This is a genomic window from Microvirga sp. VF16, assembly GCF_016864375.1.
Taxonomy (GTDB): Bacteria; Pseudomonadota; Alphaproteobacteria; order Rhizobiales; family Beijerinckiaceae; genus Microvirga.
Genome location: NZ_CP069354.1, coordinates 2,681,597 through 2,701,262, shown reverse-complemented (window position 1 = coordinate 2,701,262; position 19,666 = coordinate 2,681,597). Strand labels below are relative to the sequence as shown.

The following is a 19,666-nucleotide window of genomic DNA, read 5'->3' as shown; positions in this document are numbered from 1 at the left end:
CGATGACGGAGTGGCTGTCCTCGCTCTCAGTGGATTACGCCGTCCAGATCGAGATGTCGCTGCGCCTCGGCGCGGCGACAATCGCCGGAATGACGGTGGGCATCAACCGGGACATCCACGACAAGCCAATCGGGATGCGGACGCTTGGTCTCGTGTCCCTCGGCTCTGCCATCGTCATCCTGGCGGGCTCAGTTTATGAGGGGGTCCATTTCGGACAGGACGCGGTGAGCCGTGTCATTCAGGGTATCATGACCGGTCTTGGATTCCTCGGCGCGGGAGCGGTGCTGCGGGCCCGGGACAAGATGGAAGTACATGGACTGACCACCGCGGCGACGGTCTGGATCGCGGCGGGTCTGGGCGTAGCGGCGGGCCTGGGAGCCTGGTTCATCACCATTGCGGGCACGATCGTCACGCTACTGCTTCTGACTCTTGGAAAGCCCCTTGAGGACATGCTCACCCGGCTCTTCACGTCCGAGGGGAAACCCAGCGATGAGTGATCAGAAGGTTAGACCGAGGCCGATCACGGCGACGGCGGCAATCGCCAGCCACAGGATGCTTGACCCGTAGGAACGTTGGCTGGCGGGCGTCGCATCCGGCTCGTCGAAAGCAAAGGCCTCGCCGGCATTGCGAGCGGCGCGGTCCAAATGAAGCTTCTGTGCCGGTGCCAAAGTCGTCCGCGTCGTCACGCCCGAATCTCCTGTTAAGCTCATGCTTAACCACTCAACGTGAATGGATTTTAAACAGTTCCGTATGACAGCCAAAAGACATTCTTTAGAGGGACATATTGGTAACCTTTACGTCCTAGCCTCATTTCAATTTTGTCCATTGTGACGACAAGCTGCTCTTTTCGTTTCCGTTTTGTTCTCGTATAAAAACGGAATGAGAAATAGTGTAAAGAAACGCGAATCATCATCTCGGACCAAGGTCCCAATGACAGACAACGACGATCTCTTCGGAGGCGCTGCCGCCAAGCGCGCCGCGCCCGCCTCCGCCCGTAACGCCGCCGTGAAGGTGTCCCGCCAGGCGCCCCAGCTGGGCACGCCGGGCGAGGCCGGCTACGACGCCTCCGCCATCGAGGTGCTGGAGGGGCTCGAGCCCGTCCGCCGCCGGCCAGGCATGTATATCGGCGGCACGGATGAGAAGGCCCTTCACCATCTCTTCGCCGAGGTGATCGACAACTCCATGGACGAGGCGGTCGCGGGGCATGCCTCCTTCATCGAGGTGGAGCTGGAGGAAGGCGGCTGGCTTTCCGTGACCGATAACGGCCGCGGCATCCCGGTCGATCCGCATCCGAAATTCCCGAAGAAGTCGGCGCTCGAAGTCATCATGACCACGCTGCATGCGGGCGGTAAGTTCGACTCGAAGGTCTACGAGACCTCCGGCGGTCTGCACGGCGTCGGCGTCTCGGTGGTGAACGCCCTGTCCGAGATCCTCGAGGTCGAGGTGGCGCGCGGCCAGACCCTTTACCGGCAGATCTTCGCTCGCGGTCTGCCGCAGGGCAAGCTCGAGACCGTAGGCCGGGTGCTCAACCGGCGCGGCACCAAGGTGCGCTTCAAGCCCGACTGGCAGATCTTCGGCAAGGACGCCCATTTCCAGCCCCGCCGCCTGTTCAAGATGGCCCGCTCCAAGGCCTATCTCTTCGGCGGCGTCGAGATCCGCTGGAAATGCGCGCCGTCCCTGATCGAGGGCGTCGAGAACGTTCCGGCCGAGGCGACCTTCAAGTTCCCGAACGGCCTGAAGGATTACCTGCTGCACGACATCGAAGGAAAGGAGCTGGTCACGGACCAGATCTTCTCCGGCAAGATCACCAAGCCCGGCAGCCACGGCTCGCTGGAATGGGCGGTCGCCTGGATGACGAACGAGGACGGGTTCTCGACCTCGTACTGCAACACGGTGCCCACCCCCGAGGGCGGCACGCACGAGAACGGCCTTCGCATCGCGCTCCTGCGCGCCCTTCGCGAGCATGCCGAGCGCGTCAATCAGCAGAAGCGCATGGCGGCGGTGACCACCGACGACGTGATGGCGACCTGCGCCTCCATGCTCTCGGTCTTCATCCGCGAGCCGGAATTCCAGGGCCAGACCAAGGACAAGCTGGCGACCGTGGAAGCCGGCCGCATCGTCGAGAACGCGATCCGCGACACCTTCGACCATTGGCTCGCAGCAGCTCCGCAGCAGGCCAATAAGCTGCTCGACTGGGTGATCGACCGGGCGGAGGAGCGCCTGCGCCGCCGCCAGGAGAAGGAGGTCGCTCGCAAGACCGCGACCCGCAAGCTGCGCCTGCCCGGCAAGTTGGCGGATTGCTCCAATGCGGGCGCCAAGGGCTCGGAGCTGTTCATCGTCGAGGGCGACTCGGCCGGCGGCTCTGCCAAGCAGGCGCGCGACCGGGCTACCCAGGCGGTCCTTCCGCTGCGTGGCAAGATCCTGAACGTGGCTTCGGCCGGCAAGGAGAAGCTGCACCAGAACCAGCAGCTCTCCGATCTCGTCCAGGCGCTCGGCTGCGGCACGGGCTCTACTTACAAGGATTCCGACCTGCGCTATGAGAAGGTCGTGATCATGACCGACGCGGACGTGGACGGTGCCCATATCGCCTCGCTGCTGATCACCTTCTTCTACCGGCAGATGCCGCGCCTCATCGACGGCGGACATCTCTACCTCGCGGTCCCGCCTCTCTACCGGCTGACCCAAGGCTCGAAATCGGCCTATGCCCGCGACGATGCCGACCGGGAAAGGCTGATGAAGACGGTGTTCAAGGGCAGCGGCAAGGTCGAAATCGGCCGCTTCAAAGGCCTCGGCGAGATGCTGCCCGGCCAGCTGAAGGAAACCACCATGGACCCGAAGAAGCGTTTGCTTCTCAAGGTCGTCGTAGCGGCCGACGATAAGCCTGAGGCAAGCGATGCCGTGGAGCGCCTGATGGGCAACAAACCCGAAGCCCGCTTCGCCTTCATCCAGGAGCGCGCAGCCTTCGCCGACGAGGCAGCTCTGGATATCTGATCAGACAAGCGCGGGGCTGTTCCCGCGCTGCTGCCCTTGCTGTGATGAGATCTCCGGTGTCATTCCCAGCCGGAGCGCGGTGGAGGCGAAGGGAATCCATTGAGTCCCGCGAGTACAGGTGGATCCCCCTTCCCGGTCCTGCGGACCGCCGGGGATGACACAGTCTCATCACGGCCGGATTTGTTCCTGCCATCCACGTCTTAGAACGCTGTGCTGGAAAGATGTCGATCTCCGGGACAAGCCTGGGGAGGACACCAAGGGTTCAAAGCCACCAAAACTTTTTCAAAATATTTTCGGAACCGTTGGAACCATCTTCGAGGCGACGCGTTTTATGAACTCACCGGCTCATTCTGCCCCCACGGGCCGGTCCCTCAAAGGCTCCGACATCGGGGCCTTATTTTTTTGGCCAAATGGCTTTCCTCTCGCAGGGATCTCTTGCCCTGTCCGGGCGTCTTCACGATGCCAGCCTGCCCGGACTAGCCGCGGCCACGCTTGCATGCGACAAGACCCTGTAAACACAATGAGCTTCTCCCGTGGCCAAACCTCCGAAAGCTGACCAATCTGCTGCCCTTCCCAGCCGGGAGGAAGTCATATCCTTCATCGCCCATGCCCAGGGCAAGGTCGGCAAGCGGGAGATCGCGCAGCGCTTCGGAATAAAGGGCAGCGACCGGATCTGGCTGAAGCAGATCCTAAAGGATCTTGAGATCGAGGGCGTCGTCGATCGCCGGGGCAAGACGGTTCACAAGGCGGGCCAGCTGCCGCCGGTTGTGCTGGCCGACATCACCAAGCGGGACCGGGACGGAGAACTGATCGCCGTCCCGACCGAGTGGGACGAGGAGGAGCATGGCTCCATCCCGACGATCATCATCGTCTCGCCGCGCAAGCCGCGCCCCGGCATGCCCGTGGCGGGCGTCGGCGACCGGGCGCTGCTGCGGGTCGATCCGCTGAAACCCGGCGACATCCATCGCTATTCCGGCCGCGTGACCAAGATCATCGCCAAGAAGCAGGCGCAGGTGCTCGGCATCTTTCGGGCCATGCCCGAAGGCGGCGGTCGGCTTGTGCCTGTCGACAAGAAGGCCCGCGAGCAGGAACTGCAGATCAAGCCGGGCGACGAAGGCGAGGCGAAGGACGGCGATCTCATATCGGTTTCGGTGGTCAAGCACGGCCGCTTCGGCCTGCCCACCGCCAAGGTGAAGGAGCGTCTGGGCTCGATCAAATCCGAAAAGGCTGTGAGCCTAATCGCGATCTACGCCCACAACATTCCCAACGAGTTCCCGAAGGCGGTTCTGGACGAGGCCGAGAAGGCGAAGCCGGCCTCCCTGGACGGTCGTGAGGATTGGCGGCAGCTACCGCTTGTGACCATCGACCCGCCCGACGCCAAGGACCATGACGATGCAGTCCATGCCGCACCGGACGACGATCCGAACAATGCGGGCGGCTATATCCTCACCGTGGCGATTGCCGATGTGGCAGCCTATGTGCGGCCCGGTTCGGCCATGGACCGAGAGGCGCAGGAGCGGGGCAACTCGGTCTATTTTCCGGATCGGGTTGTGCCGATGCTACCCGAGCGGATTTCCAACGACCTGTGCTCCTTGAGGGCGCGGGAGGATCGCCCTGCCCTCGCCGTTCGAATGGTGATTGGCCCCGACGGGCGGAAGATCTACCACAGCTTCCATCGGGTCATGATGCGCTCGGCGGAGAAGCTCTCCTATGGCCAGGCGCAGGCCGCCATCGACGGCAGGCCCGACGACGTGACAGGGCCGATCCTCGACACGATCCTGAGGCCTCTCTGGGCCGGCTACGAACTGGTGAAAAAGGCCCGCGACATCCGTGAGCCGCTGTTTCTCGATCTGCCCGAGCGCAAGATCGTCCTGAACCCGGATGGCACCGTGGATCGCGTCTTCGTGCCCGAGCGGCTCGAGGCGCACAAGCTCATCGAAGAGTTCATGATCCTCGCCAATGTGGCGGCGGCCGAAAGCCTGGAGAAGGCCGAATCCGACCTGATCTACCGCGTCCACGACGAGCCCTCGCTCGAAAAGATGCGGGCGCTGAGCGAGGTGCTGGCCTCAATCGGCCTCAAACTCCCGACCCAAGGTGCGCTGAAGCCGGAATTGTTCAATCGCATCCTGCGCAGCGTCGAGGACACGGAGCACCAGCTCTTCATCAACGAGGTGGTGCTGCGCTCGCAGTCCCAGGCCGAATACGCGGCCGAGAATTACGGCCATTTCGGCCTCAATCTCCGGCGCTATGCGCATTTCACGTCACCCATCCGCCGCTATGCCGATCTCATCGTCCACCGCGCCCTGATCACAGCCCTCAAGCTCGGCAAGGACGGCCTGTCGCCGGACACCACCCGCGCGGAGCTGATCGAGATCAGCGCCAAGATCTCGGCCGCGGAACGCCGGGCCATGGCGGCGGAGCGTGAGACAATCGACCGCCTGATTGCGCACTTCCTTGTCGACCGGATCGGGGCCACATTCGATGGACAGATATCGGGGGTGTCGAAGGCGGGGCTCTTCATTAAGCTGAACGAGACGGGTGCCGACGGATTCGTTCCGGCGGCCACCATCGGCGACGATTACTACCGTTACGACGAGCGAACCCATTCCATGCGCGGCGACGATACGGGTGAAACCTATCGTCTCGGCGACAAGGTGGAGGTCAAGCTGGTCGAAGCGGCGCCCATCGCCGGGGCCCTTCGCTTTGAGATTCTCACCAAGGGGCGTTTCACCGGCAGGACCGGCGGTGCCAGAAAAGGTGGGCGACGTCCGCCACATGGTTTCAAGACGGGTAAGGCGGCTCCTCCCAAGGGCCGCTCCCCGACCCGGGTGAAGGTGAAGCGGCGCGGGCGCGCCTGATGTTTTAAGGATTATGGATGTCTTTGACGATTAAGACCGATTCACCCGCCATCGCGGAGGGGGTGAAGGCCGTTCCTGCGATGAAGCGCGGCTTTCTGGGCCGCTGCCCGGCCTGCGGCAAAGGCCGTCTCTTCGGCCGCTTCCTCAAGGTCGCGGATCATTGCGAGGCCTGTGGGATGGAGTTCCATCATCACCGGGCCGACGATCTACCGCCCTATATCGTCATCACCATTGTCGGCCACCTGGTCGGCTATGGCATTCTCATGACCGAGACCAAGCTCGAGATACCCATGTGGGTGCACCTCGCCACTTGGCCCGCCCTCACGCTGATCCTATGTCTCGCCCTGCTCCAGCCGGTGAAAGGCGCTGTCGTGGGGCTGCAATACGCGCTAGGTATGCATGGCTTCGGCGCCGCCCGAAACAAGAAGAACGCTAGCGCATCTGGCGGAAAAGTGGCCCCGGTTTTCCGCACAGAATGATGCGCCAGCGAGAGAGATGGAGCATAGGTCGCAAAAAGCGGATCCGCTTTTTGCGACCTATGCTTTAGCGAGGACAACGCACGTGACGGACACCGAGACCTTGGCGAGGATGGATCGCCTCGTTTCAGCCGAATCTAACCCCAAGAACCCGACCCTCCGCCCCGTCGACGCCGCGACCCTCATCATCATCGACCGCAAGGGCCGAAACCCGAAGGTGCTCATGGGCAAGCGGCATGAGGGCCTGAAATTCATGCCCGGCAAGTTCGTCTTTCCCGGCGGGCGCATCGAAGCCGGCGACCGATCCATGACCGTAACGGGCGCCCTTCATCCCCGCGCCGAGCAGGCGCTGATGGCCCGGGTCACCCGGCCCTCGACCCAGCGCAGTCGGGCTTTGGCGCTCGCTGCCATCCGCGAGACCTTCGAGGAGACGGGTCTTCTGCTCGGGACCAGGGATTATGGAGGTCCGGACAGCACCCCCGCAGCCACCGCCTGGACTGCCTTTCAGGAACGGGGTGTGTTTCCCGATCTGGAGGCGCTGCATTTCGTCGGCCGGGCCATCACGCCACCCAAGCGCGTGAGGCGCTTCGACACCCGTTTCTTCGCCGTCGACCGCACCGCCATTGCCGACGAGGTCGATGGCGTGGTTGGGCCGGAGGCCGAGCTTGTGGAATTGGACTGGTTCACTATTGCCCAGGCCAAGACCCTGGATCTGCCCCCGATCACGAATGTCATTCTGGATGAGTTGGAAGCCCGGATTGCAGCCGGTTTCAGCCACCAGCTACCGGTCCCCTTCTACCATCAGCAGCGTGGCCGTTTCGTGCGGGAGCTGCTGTAGGCAGGAATTCCGCCTCTCCCTGCCCTTCACCCTTGACTGTCTCCCGATAATCAGGCATGGGAACCAAACGATTTTCCGGCCGGGTTCGCCCGGCCTTTGCGTTTCGGCCATGCCTTGAGGCGAACCGAACCGCCGAACCGAACAAGAGGTCCCGACCATGGCCAAAGCCGCAACGATCAAAGTGAAGCTCGTCTCCACCGCCGACACGGGCTATTTCTACGTGACGAAGAAGAACTCGCGAACGATGACCGAGAAGCTCAATCTCAAGAAGTACGACCCGGTCGCGAAGAAGCACGTCGAGTTCAAGGAAGCCAAGATCAAGTAAGGCTTTCCGGCAGAATTGCTCAAATGAAAACCGCCCATGATGGGCGGTTTTTTGTTGGTTACGAAAAGAAGGCAGTCCCAGCAGATCTGCCTTTTGCTGTTTTAGCGATAAACGCCCTGGATCCTGCGAATCCGCTGGACGTCGCGCCGGCCGATCGATCCGGTGGTCACGACATCGCGCCGGACGGTCCTGACTACCCGACCACGGTCCCGATAGACGACACGGCTCGCAACACGCGGCTGCCGATAGACAATCCCGGTCCGGTAGACCGGATCACGGTAAACCACGCGCGTCCCGTAGACCGGTGCTGGTCCGTAGACGACCCGAGTGGCTGGGGCTGAATAATAACCGTAGGCGGGATAGCTATAGGCCGGGTAGTTGTAAGCGACGGGACCACCGTATCCGTAGCCGTAGGCCGGGTAGCCATAGCCCGGATAGGCATAGGCCGGGGTCGCCGCTGCGGTGATGAGGCCGCCGAGCACCGCTCCGCCAATGAGGCCTGCAGCGACCGCGCCGCCATTGCCCCAGCCGCCGCTACGGTAGTAACGAGGATAATAGCCGCCACGCCATCCGTCACCACGCCAACGTTGAGCCTCGGCCGAGCCGATAGTTGAGAAGGTGATCAACGCAACGCCAGTAAGCACAGTCAACTTCTTCATGATCAATCTCCCCAGAGGTCAGGCAAACCTCCGTCGATCGATCAATTCATTACTCTCTGTTCAGTTCACAGCTTGGCCGGAGAATTCAAATCACTTCTTATCGACTCGTGATGACAACAAGCCATTATTTTTCTGTTTCATGAGAATTCTGGAGGTTCATTTGCAGAATCTCTCTTCAACTTCGTGCCTTTTCACTATTCGGCCCATCTCTCTGGCTGACGGAACGCCACTTTCTGGCCAAACGTTGATTCAGAGCCCAAGAGGCCGAGGAGAGATCAGATGCTGGAGACAATCAAAACGTCCGCTCTGACGATGATGCTGGTGGCTTGGAGCACCATTGCCATGGCCCAAACCCCTCCAAGCGGGACGCCCGGAACGACGCCCCCCGCTCCGTCAGGAACCACGACAGGCGAAGGAACGGACTGGCTTTGGATCATTGCGTTGATTGCGGTGGTCGCTGTCCTGCTTTTCTACTTTCTAGGACGCGGCCGCAGCACGCGAATCTAAACGGGAAGGCTACCTGACTACCTAGAAAGCTTGATTGACCACTGCTTCCGAGAGATGCAGCATCAGGTCCTCAAGGGAGGCGCCCATGTTTGAGCAGGCCGTCCAGGTGAGTGAGGCGTTACGCCAAAGTGCACATCAGATGCAGGGATCCCTTCATATGGCGCTGAAAGGCTGTCCGGAATGCGGCACGACGCAGATGATCGCATCGCCGGCTCTCGGCGTTTGTGAGGATTGCGGATCGAGCTTGGTTGAACTGCCGCGCGAGTAGCGCTCTCCGGAGATCGTCTTTCCCGTAGCCGACCCGACGAGCCACCCTCTATGCTCTGCATTCGGAGAATCGCATGGCATTCTCAGGGTGGATCGAACGGGCACGCGACCGTATCAAAACACGTCCCGCGGAATTGAAGCTGGCGTTGCGAGTGACCATTGCTGGAACACTTGCCTTTGCCATCACGCGCATCTTCGATCTACCGCAGGGCTATTGGGCTGTCATCACGGCCGTCGTCGTGATGCAGGCAAGTGTCGGCGGCTCTCTCAAGGCTGCTATCGAGCGGTTTAGCGGAACCTTGGCTGGCGCTATCTTTGGCGGCTTCGTCGCCGCCTTTGTTCCTCACGGTTCGCCTTTAAGCTTGGGACTCGCCATTGTGGTGGCGCTGTTTCCGCTGGCGCTTCTGGCCGCGGTCAAGTCGGCTTTCCGTGTCGCGCCCATCACCTCGCTTATCATGCTTTTGCCGCCGACGGGGCAGGCGATCGGCCCGCTGGCCTCCGCTCTCGATCGGGTCCTGGAGATCACACTCGGCAATATCGTCGGTGTGATCGTCTCCCTGTTTGTGCTGCCTGCTCGGGCGCATACTCTGATGACGGAGGCTGCGGCCAAGGTCGTGTCGCTCAATGCGGAGCTCGTTTCAGTCTTCATTGATGAGCTGACGGCAGGACCGAAGGGACGCTCGGCGCTACAGAAACTGCATCCTCAGATCCGCGCCGCATTGAAGAAGGCAGAGGCTGCCGCCGAAGAAGCGGCTCGGGAACGAAAGAGCCATCTGACCGAAGCCCCCGATCCGGAGCCGCTCATCCGCACTCTATACCGGGTTCGCCATGACCTCGTGATGATCGGGCGCGCCGCCTCCAGCCCCTTGCCCACCCCGGTGCTCGAACGGCTAGGCCCCTCGCTCACCAACTTGCATCGGGCAGCACGCGACCTCCTTCTCAATCTCGCGAAAGCTCTCCAGCAGTGCAAAGACCCGCCGGAGGATGTGGCATTTCGGTCTGCGCTCGACGCCTTCACCAGCGAGGCGGACGCGCTGAGGGCCGATGTCATGGCGCGCGAATTGCCCGGAAAGACCTTCGGGCAGGTCTTTGCCTTAGGCTTCGCGTTCGAACAATTTCAGAAGAACCTGAGCGACCTGCTGGCCCGCACCGAGGAGCTAGCCTTGGGGCGCACAAACGAGGCTGCGGAGAGTTGAGTTGCCCGTGGTTCGAAAATCCAGGTCAGCGCCGATGTGGTTTTTCACACTCATTCTTTGTGTCACGCTCCTCTATACGGGCATGGTGCTGATTGCAGCACTGTTCCAGACGAAGATGCTCTTTCCAACGCAGATGGCAGCTGCGAACCAACCACCGCTGCCTCCCGCGGCCGAGCGGCTCGAGGTAACGACACGTGATGGCAATCGCCTCATCGGCGTGCGCCTCGGGTTTCCATCAAACTCGAAACCTCTTCTGCTCGGCTTCGGCGGCAACGCCTGGAATGCGGATGCCGTAGCGCTTTATCTTCACGGCCTCTTTCCGGATCATGAAGTGATCGCCTTCCACTATCGGGGCTATTCGCCGAGCACCGGCGGACCGAGCGCAAAGGCACTGCTTGCCGACTCTCTGACGATCTTCGATCACCTGAAGCAGGAACACTCGCGCCCCGTCATCGCCATCGGCTTCAGCATCGGCAGCGGCGTGGCAGCCTATCTGGCACACCATCGCTCCGTGAGCGGCCTGATCCTCGTCACGCCCTTCGATTCCTTGAACGCCTTGGCGAAAGAACACTTCTCCTGGGCGCCGACGGGACTGCTCCTGCGGCATCAGATGGCTGTCATCGATCTGGTGAAGGATCAGCCGACCCCCACCGCTATGATCGTGGCTGGCCGCGATACCATCGTTCCGGCGCACCGTAGTACGCCCCTGCGGAGCGCCATCCCCAATCTCATTCTCAATCGAACGATTGCGGACGCAGGCCACAACGATCTTTACGATCATCCGGCCTTCATGGCTGCAATGGGAGAAGCGGTGGCTGTATTCGAGGCCGCCGCTTCGCGCTGATGCTCATCAATCGTAGAGCGGCACCAGCTCCATCTCCGGCACGAGCACAAGGCCCTTGTCGGTGATGCGGATTTCCGGGATGACCGACAGCGGGATGAGGTTGAAGCCCATATAGGGGATCTTGCAGCCCGCGTTTTCCCACGCTGTCTTCAGGGCACGTGTCTCCTCCGCCACCTCCGTGACACGTTTGTCGGAGAGAAGACCGGCAATCGGCAGCGGCACCATGGCGACAACCTTGCCCTGATCCACCACGCAAACGCCGCCCTGCGCTTCGATGATCGCGTCGAGGGCCACCTGCATGTCGCCCTCGTTCGTCCCCGCCACGATCAGGTTGTGGGAATCGTGCCCGACGCTGCTCGCGACCGCCCCGCTCTTCAGCCCGAAATCCTTGAGCAGGCCATGGGCTATTCCAGCGCCGTCCGTACGGCCGTGGCGCTCGATCACTGAAACGAAAGTGAGACCGTTCTTGGCAAGCAGCGTATCCCAATCCCTCTCGGGCTGGAGTTGCACCTTGTCATGGAAGAGCACGATTCCCGGCAGCGCGACGCGGATGACATTGGCTCCGCAGGGCGATGTGGGCAGCTCCGGGATCAGCTTCGGCCGCCTCGAGACATGAACCGTGCGATACGCCTCCGCGGGATAGCGATAGCGATTGGACAACGCTTCATCGAGCACCGACGTGATCTTCTTGTTCTCGACCACGAGCTCGCCGCCATACCAGGTGTTCTGCACTTCGAGATTATCGTTGAGCAGCACCACGTCCGCGCGGCGTCCACCACCAAGCCCGCCGATCTCGCCGTCCATGCCGAAACGCGTTGCCGGGTGGAGTGAGCCCATGCTCCAGGCCTGCTCGCGGCTCATGCCTGCGCGGCGGGCTTCACGCGTCACCCAATCCATGCCGAAAAGCATGAGATCGTCGGCATCGCGATCGTCGGTGCAAACGCAGATGCGCTTATGCGAAGAGCCCAGTTCAGTGATGGTCTTGATGGCCTCGGGCAGCGAATGCCAGGGCGTCGTGGGCGGGCCGCCGCGGAGAAAGATCCACACGCCCGAATCGAGCAGATCGTCGGCGATATCCCGGTCGATGGCTTCATGCGTATCGGTCACGCCGCTCGCCGCATAGGCCGCGACGAACTCGCGTCCATAGATGTGACCGGAAACGGGCTTGCCGCGTTCCAGGGCCGCTGCGAGGATCGCGTGGCTGCGCTCGTCGCCCATGGTGACGGGCACGAAATCCATCTTCTCGCCGAGCGCCGCGGCCTCGGGCCAGCGGTCGAACAGAGCTGCGATCTTGTCCGGCGTAAGGTCGCCGCCTGCGGTCTCCAATTCCGGCGAGGTGGCAGGCACCGTGCTCGGCACCGTGAGGAAGATGGAAAGCGGCGCATGGCGCGCGTCCTCCAGCATCATCTCGATGCCAGCGGCGTCCATGACGTTGCCGATCTCATGGCTGTCGCAGAAGATGGTCGTGGTGCCGTTGAGCAGCGCTGCCTCCGCGTAAGCGCAGGCCGTGATCATGCTGCTCTCGATGTGAATATGCGGATCGACGAGGCCCGGCGCGACGATGCCGCCCTTCGCATCATAGACACGGCCCGGCGTTCCCTTGACCTGCCGATACGCACCAGCCGGCTTCACGGCTGCGATGCGTCCGCCGGCGATCCAGACCTCCCGCTCGGGCGCGATACGCTCGCTGTAGGTGGAAAGCACACGGGCGCCGGTGATCACGAGATCGGCAGGAGCGCGACCCGAGGCGACGTCTGCGAGGGGCCGGGTCATGGTCGACAGGGAAGCCACGGAAAAGCGGGTCAGCGCTGATTTGGGCGGCAGCGAAGGTGTGCGATGGTCCATGATCCCTCATCCCGTTTGGATACTCGTTGCCCCAGGGTAGCAGGGCGGAATGGGAACTGCACTCCGGATCAGCCTCAGAACGAAACCATCCCCTAAGGCAGTTTTCTTATTGTTAAGCCTAGCTAAAATAGGAATATATGCTGATACACCGTAGGCTTCCGGTGGTTCAACGACGATTCTCGGGCGACAGTCGGGAAGCCAAAACAAAAGGCGCCTTTCGGCGCCTTGAACTAGAAAACTAGATAAGGAAGTTGGTGGCCAGCCAGGGACAGCGTTGAGGAGGCAACGATCTGCCCCCAGGCTGGCCGAGCCCCCGAAGTCCCAGGAGATGCGGCGGACCTGAGCATCCGTAGGGCATTTCTTCCGCTCATAGCGGAAAGTTAGGCTGAACGTATAGGAAACATGGGGCGATGCAAGCACCCATGTGGCCAAAAAGCGGCATTTTCCCAAAAAAGTTAAAGCTAAGTCATCTCAAAGAGATGAGTCGGTCTCTTGAAGCTTCGGCTCGGGTCCTGCCATGGATTCGGCCCAGTTATGTCGGCTTGCCGTCGGCTTCGAGATAAGTTTTCACGGTCGCGATGAACTTGGAGACGGAGATCGGCTTGGACATATATGCCTCGCAGCCCCCTTCCCGGATCCGTTCCTCGTCGCCTTTCATGGCAAAAGCCGTGATGGCAATCACGGGAATCGACTTCAGTTCGTCATCGGCCTTAAGCCAGCGTGTCACTTCGAGACCGGAGACCTCGGGCAACTGGATGTCCATGAGGATCAGGTCAGGCTTGTGCGCCCGGGCCAGTTCCATGGCTTCGATGCCGTGGCTGGTCTTCAAGGTCGCATAGCCGTGGGCCTCGAGGAGGTCGTTGAAGAGCTTCATGTTGAGTTCGTTATCCTCAACGATGAGCACAGTCTTCTTCATGGCCGCTATCCCCGGGGCTTCGGATGTACTTCACCGGCCCAATGGTTCATTTGATGGTATAGTTAGATCCAAACCTATTGATGAAATGCAAATTGACAGCATGAACACTCCCTTAAAAAGAGTTACCCGCGAGGAGGCCGAAAATGTCGCACTCGGCGCTTTTTCACTTCTGACGAGCGACGAGGAACGCCTGAGCCGGTTCCTGGCAGTCTCCGGGCTGCGTCCGGACACCATCCGCTCAGCCGCCTCGTCCCCTGGGTTCTTCGCGGGGATCCTGGACTATGTCGTCTCCGACGAGTCGCTGCTGATCGCACTCGCCAAGGAGCTGAACACCAAGCCCGAGCACATCATGCAGGCCCATTGGACTCTCTCGCCGTCCGAGTTCGAGTAGCCTCGACCGGCCATGAGTGAAGCGCCCTTCTGCCGTGACTGCCTGACCTTGGCCGCCAGCCCCACGGCGGAACGGTGCTCGGCCTGCGGGTCCCCTCGCCTTCTGCGGCACAAGGAGCGCGACAGCCTATCCATCGCCCATGTGGATTGCGATGCCTTCTTCGCGGCTGTGGAAAAACGGGACGATCCGAGCCTCGCTGATAAGCCGGTCATCATCGGCGGCCGCAAGCGCGGGGTCGTCTCGACGGCCTGCTATGTGGCACGCACCTATGGTGTGCGCTCGGCCATGCCCATGTTCCAGGCGCTCAAGCTCTGCCCCCATGCCACGGTGATCAAGCCGAACGGCGAGAAATACAGCAAGGCCGGACGTGAGGTACGCCAGCTCATGCGGGAGCTGACCCCGCTGGTGGAGCCCGTCTCCATCGACGAGGCCTTTCTCGACCTGACAGGGACGGAGCGGCTGCATCACGGCAGTCCTGCCCTCACCCTCGCCCGTTTCGCGCGCAAGGTGGAGAAGGAGATCGGGATCAGCATCTCCGTCGGGCTGTCCTACAACAAGTTCCTGGCAAAGATCGCCTCGGACCTCCAGAAGCCCCGCGGCTTCTCCATTATCGGGCGTGAGGAGGCGGCGGATTTCCTCGCCGACAAGCCGGTCGGGATCATTCCCGGCATCGGTGCATCCGCCCAGAACAGGCTCGCCAAGGTCGGCGTGACGCGGATTTCGCATCTGCGCGACGTGCCGCTGAAGATCCTGTTCGAGGCTCTCGGGCGTGACTCCCAACGCCTCTCCCGTCTTGCCTGGGGTGATGACCGCCGGTCGGTCAACCCGGAACGGGAGACAAAAAGCATTTCGGCAGAGACGACCTTCGAGACGGATCTGCGTTCCTTCGAGGATCTGGAGCCGATCCTGTGGCGGCTCTCGGAAAAGGTTTCGCGCCGCCTCAAGACCGCCGGCCTCGCCGGGCAGAGCGTGACCCTGAAGCTGAAGGACAAGGATTTCCGTCTGCTCACGCGGACACGATCCGGCCTCGCTCCGACCCAGCTCGCCGCTCGCCTGTTCGATCCGGCACGGCAACTCCTGAAGGCGGCCTGCGACGGCACGGCCTTTCGCCTCATAGGCATCGGCGCGGCCGATCTCTGTGATGCCGCCGATGCGGACAAGGGCGACCTCGCCGATCAGAGCGTGGTCCGGCAGGCCCACATGGAAGCCGCCATCGACAAGATCCGCGACAAGTTCGGGGCTGACGCCGTGCAGAAGGGGATTGTGCTGCGCAAACCCTAGAGGAGCGTCGATCCTAACGCTGACAGGGGCTCGGCACCTGCATGTCCAGGCTCTTTAGGTCGCCCTTCAAGGCGAAGTCCCCGTAATCGAGCTTCAGATTGCGGCTGATGCCGTTCTCGTAGAGTTCGAACGAGATCGTATAGACCGGCATCCGGTCAGCCTTGCCTTCCTCGAAGTAGCTGATCGTGACGGGCCAGCGTGCGACCGAGGCGAGTTTTTCGCCTTGGGCAACATCCTCAAGGGAGGCCGTTGCCGCCCCCGCCTCGATCTTGCGTCCAATCAAGCCCAGGGTGTCGTAAACCTTGTCGCCCTTATTAGAACCGTCATAGACCTTCACGGACAGGGTGCTGTCACCCCGGCGCCCCGCTTCGATCAGACGCTTGAGATGCTCGGTCGGGAACACGGTCTCGCCCGCGGCCTCGAATGCCTTTCTCTTCGGCTGCTTCAAATCGACGTTGAGGCTGCCCTGCGGCGTGAGCTTGGCGTCGCCGTCGACCTCGCCATCCTTGATCATGCCCTGACGGAAGGCCGTGGACTTGAAATGCATCGAGCGGCCGTCACCCGTCTCATAGGTCGCGGTCTGAATGTCGAGAGTATTCGAGCCCGTCTCGCTGCTATTGAGAATGGTGACCTGCCGGTATTTGAGGGTGTAGCCGTCGCAGGCATCGCCGCCGAATTCCATGGCGATGCGCCCCCTCGCATTATCGACTCCGTTTGAACCACCGGCCCGCAGGAGCGAGAGATCATAGACCGCTCTGTGAGGTACCAATTGAACCGAGGGCTTCGCCGTTTCTGCAAAAGCAGGAGCCAGCAAAGCGATGGACAAGCCAGAGGCCGCAAAGAGGAAACGCATATCTTCTCCAGATCCGACGCGAGCCAAGATATGATCCTCCTGCGGACAGGGCAATCTTCAAGCTTGCGTCCTTACGGCTCATCCGCCACTACTCCGTCCGGATGATGTCACGGAATGAGGCTTCCATGAGCGCAGTCGACAAGAAACTTCAGGAACTGGGAATCACTCTCCCGACGCCAGCTGCGCCGGTTGCGAATTATGTCCCATTCGTACGGACTGGAAACCTGATCATCATTTCCGGGCAACTCTGCCTCGACCTTGATGGCAAGCTGGCCGACGCCCACAAGGGCAAGCTCGGCGCAGAAATCTCGCCCGAGGTCGGCCAGGAAGCAGCACGCCTGTGTGCCATCAACCTGCTCGCCCAGCTCAAGGCTGCGGTCGGCGATCTCGACAGGGTCACGCGCTGCATTCGCCTCGGCGGCTTCATCAATGCAGTACCGACCTTCGCGGCCCTCGCCCCCGTCATGAACGGTGCCTCGGACCTGATGGTCGAGGTTCTGGGCGACGCGGGCCGCCATGCTCGCTCCACCATCGGCGTCGCGGAATTGCCGCTCGATGCCTGTGTCGAAGTCGAAGGAATGTTCGAAGTCAAATGAGCACCCCGAGCTGGCTCGTCGCGAAGCCCATTGCCCATCGCGGCCTTCATAACAAAGCCAACGGCATCATCGAGAACACGATCTCGGCCGCGGAGGCCGCCATCGCGCGCGGCTTCCCCATCGAGCTAGACGTTCAGCTGACCGCCGATAACGAGGCCATCGTCTTCCACGATTTCGAGCTCGACCGCCTCACGAGCGAGACCGGGCTGGTGGTTGAGCGGAAGCTTTCCGCCCTGACCGACATCGACATCGCGGGCGCCACGGACGGAGACAAAATTCCGTCTTTGAAGGACTACCTCGGCGCAATTGCCGGACGCACGCCCCTGGTCATCGAGATCAAGAGCAAGTTCAACGGCGACATGCGGCTGACCAAGCGCGTCATCGAAATCCTGGCCGACTACAACGGCCCCTTCGTCGTGAAGTCGTTCGATCCGGACATCGTGGCCTATCTGCGCGAGAACGCATCGAACATCACACGTGGCTTCATCGGAGAGCTGGAATACGCCTCCAAATCGGACAGCTTCCTGCCCCCTGAGCAGAAGCACCGGATGGCAAACCTCCTGCATTTCTCGGAAACGCAGCCACACTTCCTGTCCTGGCGCGTGAAGGACATTCCCTGTGCCTCGACCCATCTCAGCCGGATTCTGGGCAACCTGCCCGTGATGACCTGGACCGTGCGCAACCCGGAAGATCGCGCCCGGGCCGAGAAGCATGCCGACCAGATGGTCTTCGAGGGCTTCCTGCCCTGATGGTTGCAAGGATCTCGCCGAGTGATTAGCTCATAATCCCTAACGGCGAGATCCTTCAAACCCTGTGACCTTCCAAGTCAAAATTGCCCAAGGCCTGAAGGCAGTTCCCGCCACCGACTGGGATGCCTGCGCCGTCAATGCCGGCTCCGGCGACGACGATCCGTTCAATCCGTTCGTATCTCATGCCTTTCTGTCCGCGCTGGAGGATTCCGGCTGTGTTGGGGGAAAGACCGGCTGGGCCCCTGTTCATATTCTCGTCGAGGACGAGGCTGAGAAACTGCTGGGCGCGGCCCCCTGCTATCTCAAGTCCCATTCCATGGGTGAATACGTCTTCGACCATTCGTGGGCGGACGCCTATACCCGTGCAGGCGGGCATTATTATCCCAAGCTCCAAGTCGCGGTACCGTTCACACCGGTCACAGGCCCTCGCCTCCTCGTCCCGAGCGGACCTCAAGCGGCGGAAGTCCGCTCCTATCTGGTCGCGGGCTTAAGAGCCTTGAGAGACCAGACGGGGGCCTCTTCCATCCACGCTACCTTCCTGCAGGACGCAGATCTCAAGGCACTGACATCGGAAAAATTTCTGCAGCGGGACGATCAGCAGTTCCATTGGTTCAATGACCGCTATGGCAGTTTCGAGGATTTCCTGACTGCGCTGGCATCCCGCAAGCGCAAGGCGATCCGGCGCGAACGGCGCGACGCACTAGCAAATGGTATTTCCATCGAGTGGGTGACCGGCAAGGACATCACGGAAACGCATTGGGACGCCTTCTTCGCGTTCTACATGGATACAGGCTCCCGGAAATGGGGGCGGCCGTATCTCAATCGCTCCTTCTTCTCCCTCATCGGCGAGCGTATATCCGAGAGGGTCCTCCTCGTCATGGCGAAGCACAACGGACGCTACATCGCCGGTGCCATCAACTTCATCGGCGATAAGCGTCTTTATGGCCGCAATTGGGGATGTATCGAGGATCACCCCTTCCTGCATTTCGAGGTCTGCTACTATCAAGCCATCGAATTCGCCATCGCCCGCGGCCTCGACCGGGTTGAGGCAGGAGCGCAGGGAGAGCACAAGCTTGCACGGGGCTACAGGCCCGTGATCACCTCCTCGGCCCATGACATCGCCGATCCCTCGCTCCGCCGGGCGGTGCAGGCCTATCTCGATCAGGAGCGGCTCTATGTATCCGAAGCTGCCGGCGAGCTATCGGAGGCATCTCCGTTCAAACAGCGGGAAGCGGATTAGGCTCAGGGCGCGGATGCGTGTTGCCGTGCGGCTCGAACGTAGGCCGTGAAGCCTTGGAGAAACTTGCGCAGCTGCTCCTCGACCTTCTGATCGGCGAAGGTGCCATCCTGATTTAAGACTGTCTGCGCATGCGACACCATCAGGCGCCCTCCGGCCCAGAAATCGGCTCTCAATGTGCGCAGCACCGGAAGCCACGCATTCTGCGACAGGATTGTGCCGAAACTGCCCGGCGACGCGCCAATGACAGCCACTGGCTTGCTGCCGAAAACCCGCTTGATGTCCGAGGCTGGCCGGGAGAGCCAGTCGATGGCGTTCTTGAACACGCCGGGGATCGAATTGTTGTATTCCGGCGTGACGAGAAGCAGCCCATCCGCGGCGGCGATGGCGTCTTTCAACTCTGCGACGCGCTGAGGGATCCCCTCGTTGACCTCGACCTCACCATCATAGAGCGGGATACCCCGGATGGTTTCGACCGCGAGTTCTGTATTCTCGGGCATCAGTCCCGCAGCGTTTCGCAGCAATGCGGAGTTGAACGAGGCTTGGCGCAAGCTTCCCGAAATGCCAATCAGTTTCGTCACAGTGACCTCGTTGCCTGTCAGAATTTCATCTCATAGGTGATCGACGGGTTAGCGAGGCTAGGGTTCGTGGGAGACCAAGTCAAACCGCCCCGGGGAAACGCTCTTTACCCTAAACAGGCTGATTGTGTGAGGCATGAGCCCCCAAGCTTATTGGATCTGGGGGCTCGCGCATGACCAACCGCTATGAATTGACGACCCAGCAGTGATGGCGGATCGCACAGTCAGATCGGAGTGGGATTGGGATGATGAACCTCCC

General features: G+C 61.5%; 21 protein-coding genes. 15 read left to right on the top strand and 6 right to left on the bottom strand.

The annotated features are described in order from the left end of the window. Positions 1 to 2 precede the first annotated feature (2 nt). Positions 3 to 497, top strand: a complete 495-nt coding sequence (locus JO965_RS12715) for an MgtC/SapB family protein (RefSeq protein WP_203443978.1) — start codon at positions 3 to 5, stop codon at positions 495 to 497. Here JO965_RS12715 and JO965_RS12710 read toward each other — a convergent pair whose 3' ends face one another. Further along, positions 498 to 686, bottom strand: coding sequence for a hypothetical protein (locus tag JO965_RS12710; protein ID WP_203443977.1), 189 nt, complete (start codon positions 684 to 686; stop codon positions 498 to 500). It lies immediately after the preceding gene. Positions 687 to 930: 244 nt separating this feature from the next. On the opposite strand from JO965_RS12710, the gene parE reads away from it, so the two are divergent. The 5 genes from parE to rpmG all read left to right on the top strand — a co-directional run bounded on the left by parE (position 931) and on the right by rpmG (position 7,488). Continuing rightward, positions 931 to 2,991 (top strand): DNA topoisomerase IV subunit B, encoded by a 2,061-nt coding sequence (parE, locus tag JO965_RS12705; RefSeq protein WP_203443976.1) that lies wholly within the window; start codon positions 931 to 933, stop codon positions 2,989 to 2,991. 533 nt (positions 2,992 to 3,524) lie between these two features. Beyond that, positions 3,525 to 5,849, top strand: coding sequence for a ribonuclease R (gene rnr, locus JO965_RS12700; protein ID WP_203443975.1), 2,325 nt, complete (start codon positions 3,525 to 3,527; stop codon positions 5,847 to 5,849). A gap of 17 nt (positions 5,850 to 5,866) precedes the next feature. After that, a complete protein-coding gene (locus tag JO965_RS12695) occupies positions 5,867 to 6,328 on the top strand; it encodes a DUF983 domain-containing protein (RefSeq protein ID WP_203443974.1) in 462 nt (153 codons plus the stop codon). Positions 6,329 to 6,437: 109 nt separating this feature from the next. Next, positions 6,438 to 7,163 carry an NUDIX hydrolase gene (locus JO965_RS12690; RefSeq protein ID WP_203444174.1) on the top strand — a complete coding sequence of 242 codons (726 nt, stop codon included), beginning with the start codon at positions 6,438 to 6,440 and terminating at the stop codon, positions 7,161 to 7,163. 157 nt (positions 7,164 to 7,320) lie between these two features. Continuing rightward, positions 7,321 to 7,488 carry a 50S ribosomal protein L33 gene (gene rpmG, locus JO965_RS12685; RefSeq protein ID WP_009491004.1) on the top strand — a complete coding sequence of 56 codons (168 nt, stop codon included), beginning with the start codon at positions 7,321 to 7,323 and terminating at the stop codon, positions 7,486 to 7,488. A 101-nt stretch (positions 7,489 to 7,589) separates the two neighbouring features. Here the strand turns inward: rpmG and JO965_RS49335 are convergent, their stop codons facing one another. Further along, entirely contained in the window at positions 7,590 to 8,147 is a 558-nt protein-coding gene (locus tag JO965_RS49335; RefSeq protein WP_203443973.1) for a hypothetical protein, read from the bottom strand. A gap of 279 nt (positions 8,148 to 8,426) precedes the next feature. Between JO965_RS49335 and JO965_RS12675 the strand changes: the two genes are divergently transcribed. The 4 genes from JO965_RS12675 to JO965_RS12660 all read left to right on the top strand — a co-directional run bounded on the left by JO965_RS12675 (position 8,427) and on the right by JO965_RS12660 (position 10,961). Next, the gene (locus tag JO965_RS12675) at positions 8,427 to 8,654 is read left to right on the top strand and encodes a hypothetical protein (RefSeq protein WP_203443972.1); all 228 of its coding nucleotides are present in this window, start codon (positions 8,427 to 8,429) and stop codon (positions 8,652 to 8,654) included. An 85-nt stretch (positions 8,655 to 8,739) separates the two neighbouring features. Then, entirely contained in the window at positions 8,740 to 8,922 is a 183-nt protein-coding gene (locus JO965_RS12670; protein ID WP_203443971.1) for a hypothetical protein, read from the top strand. 73 nt (positions 8,923 to 8,995) lie between these two features. After that, the gene (locus JO965_RS12665) at positions 8,996 to 10,117 is read left to right on the top strand and encodes an FUSC family protein (protein WP_203443969.1); all 1,122 of its coding nucleotides are present in this window, start codon (positions 8,996 to 8,998) and stop codon (positions 10,115 to 10,117) included. A gap of 34 nt (positions 10,118 to 10,151) precedes the next feature. Then, positions 10,152 to 10,961 carry an alpha/beta hydrolase gene (locus JO965_RS12660; RefSeq protein WP_203443967.1) on the top strand — a complete coding sequence of 270 codons (810 nt, stop codon included), beginning with the start codon at positions 10,152 to 10,154 and terminating at the stop codon, positions 10,959 to 10,961. A 6-nt stretch (positions 10,962 to 10,967) separates the two neighbouring features. Here JO965_RS12660 and JO965_RS12655 read toward each other — a convergent pair whose 3' ends face one another. Together JO965_RS12655 and JO965_RS12650 are read right to left on the bottom strand one after the other, a co-directional pair. Then, positions 10,968 to 12,806, bottom strand: a complete 1,839-nt coding sequence (locus tag JO965_RS12655) for an adenine deaminase (RefSeq protein WP_203443965.1) — start codon at positions 12,804 to 12,806, stop codon at positions 10,968 to 10,970. A gap of 532 nt (positions 12,807 to 13,338) precedes the next feature. Then, the gene (locus JO965_RS12650) at positions 13,339 to 13,722 is read right to left on the bottom strand and encodes a response regulator (protein ID WP_203443958.1); all 384 of its coding nucleotides are present in this window, start codon (positions 13,720 to 13,722) and stop codon (positions 13,339 to 13,341) included. A 100-nt stretch (positions 13,723 to 13,822) separates the two neighbouring features. Between JO965_RS12650 and JO965_RS12645 the strand changes: the two genes are divergently transcribed. Then, complete coding sequence (locus JO965_RS12645) at positions 13,823 to 14,113, top strand: DUF3572 domain-containing protein (RefSeq protein ID WP_203443956.1); 291 nt, start codon at positions 13,823 to 13,825, stop codon at positions 14,111 to 14,113. 12 nt (positions 14,114 to 14,125) lie between these two features. After that, a complete protein-coding gene (locus JO965_RS12640) occupies positions 14,126 to 15,394 on the top strand; it encodes a DNA polymerase IV (protein WP_203443954.1) in 1,269 nt (422 codons plus the stop codon). Between the two features lie 13 nt (positions 15,395 to 15,407). Here JO965_RS12640 and JO965_RS12635 read toward each other — a convergent pair whose 3' ends face one another. Continuing rightward, positions 15,408 to 16,247, bottom strand: coding sequence for a cell envelope integrity EipB family protein (locus tag JO965_RS12635; RefSeq protein WP_203443952.1), 840 nt, complete (start codon positions 16,245 to 16,247; stop codon positions 15,408 to 15,410). 125 nt (positions 16,248 to 16,372) lie between these two features. On the opposite strand from JO965_RS12635, the gene JO965_RS12630 reads away from it, so the two are divergent. The 3 genes from JO965_RS12630 (at position 16,373) to JO965_RS12620 (ending at position 18,832) form a co-directional block, all read left to right on the top strand. Next, positions 16,373 to 16,843: a RidA family protein gene (locus JO965_RS12630; RefSeq protein ID WP_203443951.1), complete on the top strand. Its 471-nt coding sequence runs from the start codon at positions 16,373 to 16,375 to the stop codon at positions 16,841 to 16,843. Continuing rightward, entirely contained in the window at positions 16,840 to 17,592 is a 753-nt protein-coding gene (locus tag JO965_RS12625; protein WP_203443949.1) for a glycerophosphodiester phosphodiesterase family protein, read from the top strand. Before JO965_RS12630 ends, JO965_RS12625 begins: the two co-directional genes overlap by 4 nt. Before the next feature lie 64 nt (positions 17,593 to 17,656). Then, positions 17,657 to 18,832 (top strand): GNAT family N-acetyltransferase, encoded by a 1,176-nt coding sequence (locus tag JO965_RS12620; RefSeq protein ID WP_203443947.1) that lies wholly within the window; start codon positions 17,657 to 17,659, stop codon positions 18,830 to 18,832. A gap of 2 nt (positions 18,833 to 18,834) precedes the next feature. On the opposite strand, the gene JO965_RS12615 is transcribed toward JO965_RS12620, so the two are convergent. Then, positions 18,835 to 19,410, bottom strand: a complete 576-nt coding sequence (locus tag JO965_RS12615) for an NADPH-dependent FMN reductase (protein ID WP_203443945.1) — start codon at positions 19,408 to 19,410, stop codon at positions 18,835 to 18,837. Positions 19,411 to 19,666 lie beyond the last annotated feature (256 nt).

What these genes read in the sequence shown, in the direction of transcription:
- JO965_RS12715 (WP_203443978.1), top strand. Translation starts at nt 3, where the DNA reads ATGACGGAGTGGCTGTCCTCGCTCTCAGTGGATTACGCCGTCCAGATC.
- parE (WP_203443976.1), top strand. Translation starts at nt 931, where the DNA reads ATGACAGACAACGACGATCTCTTCGGAGGCGCTGCCGCCAAGCGCGCC.
- JO965_RS12695 (WP_203443974.1), top strand. Translation starts at nt 5,867, where the DNA reads ATGTCTTTGACGATTAAGACCGATTCACCCGCCATCGCGGAGGGGGTG.
- JO965_RS12690 (WP_203444174.1), top strand. Translation starts at nt 6,438, where the DNA reads ATGGATCGCCTCGTTTCAGCCGAATCTAACCCCAAGAACCCGACCCTC.
- rpmG (WP_009491004.1), top strand. Translation starts at nt 7,321, where the DNA reads ATGGCCAAAGCCGCAACGATCAAAGTGAAGCTCGTCTCCACCGCCGAC.
- JO965_RS49335 (WP_203443973.1), bottom strand. Translation starts at nt 8,147, where the DNA reads ATGAAGAAGTTGACTGTGCTTACTGGCGTTGCGTTGATCACCTTCTCA.
- JO965_RS12675 (WP_203443972.1), top strand. Translation starts at nt 8,427, where the DNA reads ATGCTGGAGACAATCAAAACGTCCGCTCTGACGATGATGCTGGTGGCT.
- JO965_RS12670 (WP_203443971.1), top strand. Translation starts at nt 8,740, where the DNA reads ATGTTTGAGCAGGCCGTCCAGGTGAGTGAGGCGTTACGCCAAAGTGCA.
- JO965_RS12665 (WP_203443969.1), top strand. Translation starts at nt 8,996, where the DNA reads ATGGCATTCTCAGGGTGGATCGAACGGGCACGCGACCGTATCAAAACA.
- JO965_RS12660 (WP_203443967.1), top strand. Translation starts at nt 10,152, where the DNA reads ATGTGGTTTTTCACACTCATTCTTTGTGTCACGCTCCTCTATACGGGC.
- JO965_RS12655 (WP_203443965.1), bottom strand. Translation starts at nt 12,806, where the DNA reads ATGGACCATCGCACACCTTCGCTGCCGCCCAAATCAGCGCTGACCCGC.
- JO965_RS12650 (WP_203443958.1), bottom strand. Translation starts at nt 13,722, where the DNA reads ATGAAGAAGACTGTGCTCATCGTTGAGGATAACGAACTCAACATGAAG.
- JO965_RS12645 (WP_203443956.1), top strand. Translation starts at nt 13,823, where the DNA reads ATGAACACTCCCTTAAAAAGAGTTACCCGCGAGGAGGCCGAAAATGTC.
- JO965_RS12640 (WP_203443954.1), top strand. Translation starts at nt 14,126, where the DNA reads ATGAGTGAAGCGCCCTTCTGCCGTGACTGCCTGACCTTGGCCGCCAGC.
- JO965_RS12635 (WP_203443952.1), bottom strand. Translation starts at nt 16,247, where the DNA reads ATGCGTTTCCTCTTTGCGGCCTCTGGCTTGTCCATCGCTTTGCTGGCT.
- JO965_RS12630 (WP_203443951.1), top strand. Translation starts at nt 16,373, where the DNA reads ATGAGCGCAGTCGACAAGAAACTTCAGGAACTGGGAATCACTCTCCCG.
- JO965_RS12625 (WP_203443949.1), top strand. Translation starts at nt 16,840, where the DNA reads ATGAGCACCCCGAGCTGGCTCGTCGCGAAGCCCATTGCCCATCGCGGC.